Source organism: Roseateles sp. (genome assembly GCF_036404855.1).
GTDB lineage: Bacteria > Pseudomonadota > Gammaproteobacteria > Burkholderiales > Burkholderiaceae_C > Pelomonas.
The window spans coordinates 1-3311 of the sequence record NZ_DASWYS010000104.1 but is presented as its reverse complement, the minus strand read 5'-3'; the positions used below and the strand labels follow the sequence as shown (position 1 = coordinate 3311).

The following is a 3311-nucleotide window of genomic DNA, read 5'->3' as shown; positions in this document are numbered from 1 at the left end:
AACGACGTGTTCTGGGATGGCGAGACTGAGAACAGCCTGTTCGCGACCAACCCGCGCAAGATGCAGTTGCTCGACCTGCTTCATGCTGGCTTTAAGCAGCTGCATTTCGAAGGCGTCGAACCGGTGCCGCTCGTTACTTTGCTGAAGTACGGTGAGCTGGCGCAGCGGTACTCCTTCGCCTTGCCGGCGCATGAGGCAAGCAAGGCGTAGCCGGTTCAAGCAGCGTGAGAGGCGCTTCGCGCCCGCCAATATCGCGCCGTTGAATTGAAAGAAGCTCGGGCAGCGAACCTGCGCGAGCTTGCGTATTTCGGCCCAACGTGACCGCCGATTTCGGCATCGTGACCGGTCATTTCGGTCATCGTGACCGGCAGTCGATTTCGGCTCATCGTGACCGACCGTTTCGGCATCGTGACCGCCCATTTCGGCGATCGTGACCGCAGTGACGGCGCCTCGTAAGGGTCGCGCCGGTCGTGCCGGCAGTGCTGCGTAGAGAACGCAACCCGGGCCTCCTACCCTCGACGGTTTTTGCCTTCGAGCCGCGGAATGCCCAAGCAACAACTCTCTCTACGCATGATCAAAGATGTCATCCGCCTGAAGTGGCACGCGAAGCTCTCTCACGAGCAGGTCGCCACCGCCTTGAAGATCTCCAAGGGCGCCGTCGCCAAGTACGTCAGCCTGGCCACCGCCGCCGACCTGGACTGGGACGCCGTCCAGGACTGGAGCGACCAGCAGCTCTCGACCGCCCTGCAGCCCCGCTCCAGCGCAGCCCTTCCCATCGTTGTTCCCGACTGGGCTCGCATCCACCGCGAGCTCGATCGCAAGGGCATGACGCTGATGCTGCTGTGGCAGGAATATGTGGAGGCCAACCCGCAGGGCCGCACCTGGCGCTACACGCAGTTCTGCGAGCACTACAAGGCCTTCGCGGCCACGCTCAAGCGATCGATGCGCCAGCACCGTCGTGCTGGGGAAAAGATGTTCGTCGACTACGCCGGCTCGACAGTGCCGCTGCGCGACGGCGCCCGCGCCCAGGTCTTCGTCTCGGCCATGGCCGCCTCCAGCTGCGTGTTCGCCTGTGCCACGCCGGCGCAGCGCCTAGACGACTGGATCGCCGGCATGGTGCGCGCGCTGCACTTCTACGGCGGCGTGCCTCAACTCGTGGTGCCGGACAACGCCACGGCCGTGATCGCGTCGGCCGACCGCTACGAGCCGCGTGCCAACGACACGGTGCAGGACTTCGCCCGCCACTACGGGACCTCGGTCCTCCCGGCACGCCCGCGTTCCCCAAAGGACAAAGCCACCGCTGAGAGCTCGGTCCAAGTCATCGGACGGTGGGTACTCGCGCGGTTGCGCCACCACCGCTTCGACACCGTCGCGCAGGTCGATGCGGCCATTGCCGAGCTGCTGCCCAGCGTGAACGACCGCCCGTTCCAGAAGCTGGCCGGCAGCCGCGCCAGCGTGTTCGCGGAGCTGGACAAGCCGGCACTGATGCCGCTGCCGTCGCAGCGCTACGAGCTCGCGCGCTTCAAGACCGTGAAGGTCCACATCGATTACCACGTCGAGGTCGACGGCCATCGCTACAGCGTGCCCCATCCGCTGGTGGGCCAGGTGCTGGAGGCACGGCTGACCCAACACGGCGTGGAGCTGCTGCTGCGCGGGCAGCGCGTGGCAGCCCATGTGCGCAGCAGCCTTCGCGGCAAGTTCACCACCGTCGACGCCCACATGCCGGCCGCGCACCGGGCGCACTTGGAATGGACGCCTCAGCGCTTGATCGAGTGGGGCCAGCAGATCGGCATGGCTTGCGGTGAGCTCGTCACGCGGCTGCTGCAGACCTACAAGCATCCCGAGCACGGGTACCGCTCCTGCCTGGGACTGCTGAGCCTGTCACGCAGCTACGGCAAGGAACGCCTGGAGGCGGCGTGCGAACGGGCCCTGGCGCTGGGGACGGTGCGCTACCGGCATGTGCGTGACCTGCTGGCCAACAACCGTGACCTCGTCGCCCAGGAGAGCGCTGCCGAGTGGACCAGCCCGGCGCACGCCAATGTGCGTGGCCCGGACTACTACCAATGACGCACCCCGCCTCGACACCCGCCGCCAAGCAACGAACGCTGACTCCCATGCTCAACAACGCCACCATCGCCCAACTGCGCGCCCTCAAGCTCCAAGGCTTCGCCGACGCCCTGCAACAGCAACAAGACCAGGGCGACTGCCTAGGCTTGTCCTTCGAAGAACGTCTGGCCTTGCTGGTCGAGCGCGAGGTGTACGCCCGCGGCGACCGCAAGCGCACCCGGCTGCTCCAGCGGGCGCAGCTGAAGTACCCCAGCGCTACCTTGGAGGACGCGAGCTTCGAGGGCATCCACGGCATCGATCGCTCGGCGCTGATGAGCCTGGCGCTATCGACGTGGATCGAGCGCGGCGAGACGATCTGCTTCGCCGGAGCCACCGGCCTGGGCAAGACTTGGTTGGCCTGTGCGCTGGCGCAGTACGCGTGCCGACAGGGGCGCTCGGCGCTGTACTTGCGTGTGCCGCGCTTGGGCGAGGAGCTGCGCATCCTGCACGGTGCAGGCAGCTTCCGGCGCTGGCTGCAGGCGCTGGCCAAGATCGACGTCCTGGTGCTGGACGACTGGGGAACGGGGCCCATCGACGCGGCCCTGCGTGCTGACCTGCTGGAAATGATCGACGACCGCAGCGCGCAGCGCGCCACCATCATCACGCACCAATTGCCGATCGAGCATTGGCACGCGTGGCTGGGCGACCCGACGGTCGCCGACGCCATCCTGGACCGGCTGATGCAGCACTGCCGGCGCTTCAGCCTTGAAGGCGAGTCGCGCCGGACCGGGCGCGCTGCACGCGCGCCAACCAAGCCCAACAAGACAGCTCCGGAGGCCCAACCATGACCTGATCAGCCGTCCCAACCCTAAACTCAAACCTCTTCGCAGCACCCGCCGCCGGCCCGGCGGTCACGATCGCCGAAACGGGCGGTCACGATACCGAAACGACCTCGCCGACACCCTTCATCGGTGTCGGTCACGATGACCGAAATGACCGGTCACGTTCGCCGAAATACGCAAGCCTCGCTTCCTGATGCGGGGTCTGACGGGGGCGGGCACAGAGATCGCGCTGGCGACACTGGCCTACAACGTCAAACGCGTGCTGGCCGTGCTGGGCGGGCAGCAAATGCTGCACAAGCTGACCGTCTGAGGCTGCTGAAGAGGTCTTGCCTGTCTTGCATGCGAGGCATCAGCCCCGCATCCCCTCATTGGAAAATACGTTCGACTGGGTGCTTGAATGCACCCAAACAAAACCGCCCCGAG

General features: G+C 66.2%; 3 protein-coding genes. All 3 read left to right on the top strand.

The features are described from left to right. The coding region (locus VGF12_RS06695) for a hypothetical protein (protein ID WP_331175262.1) at window positions 1-210 on the top strand (210 nt) is incomplete at its 5' end. A gap of 333 nt (window positions 211-543) precedes the next feature. Further along, window positions 544-2067, top strand: a complete 1524-nt coding sequence (gene istA, locus VGF12_RS06690; RefSeq protein WP_331175261.1) for an IS21 family transposase — start codon at window positions 544-546, stop codon at window positions 2065-2067. A gap of 47 nt (window positions 2068-2114) precedes the next feature. Next, complete coding sequence (gene istB, locus VGF12_RS06685) at window positions 2115-2894, top strand: IS21-like element helper ATPase IstB (protein WP_331175260.1); 780 nt, start codon at window positions 2115-2117, stop codon at window positions 2892-2894. Window positions 2895-3311: the final 417 nt, after the last annotated feature.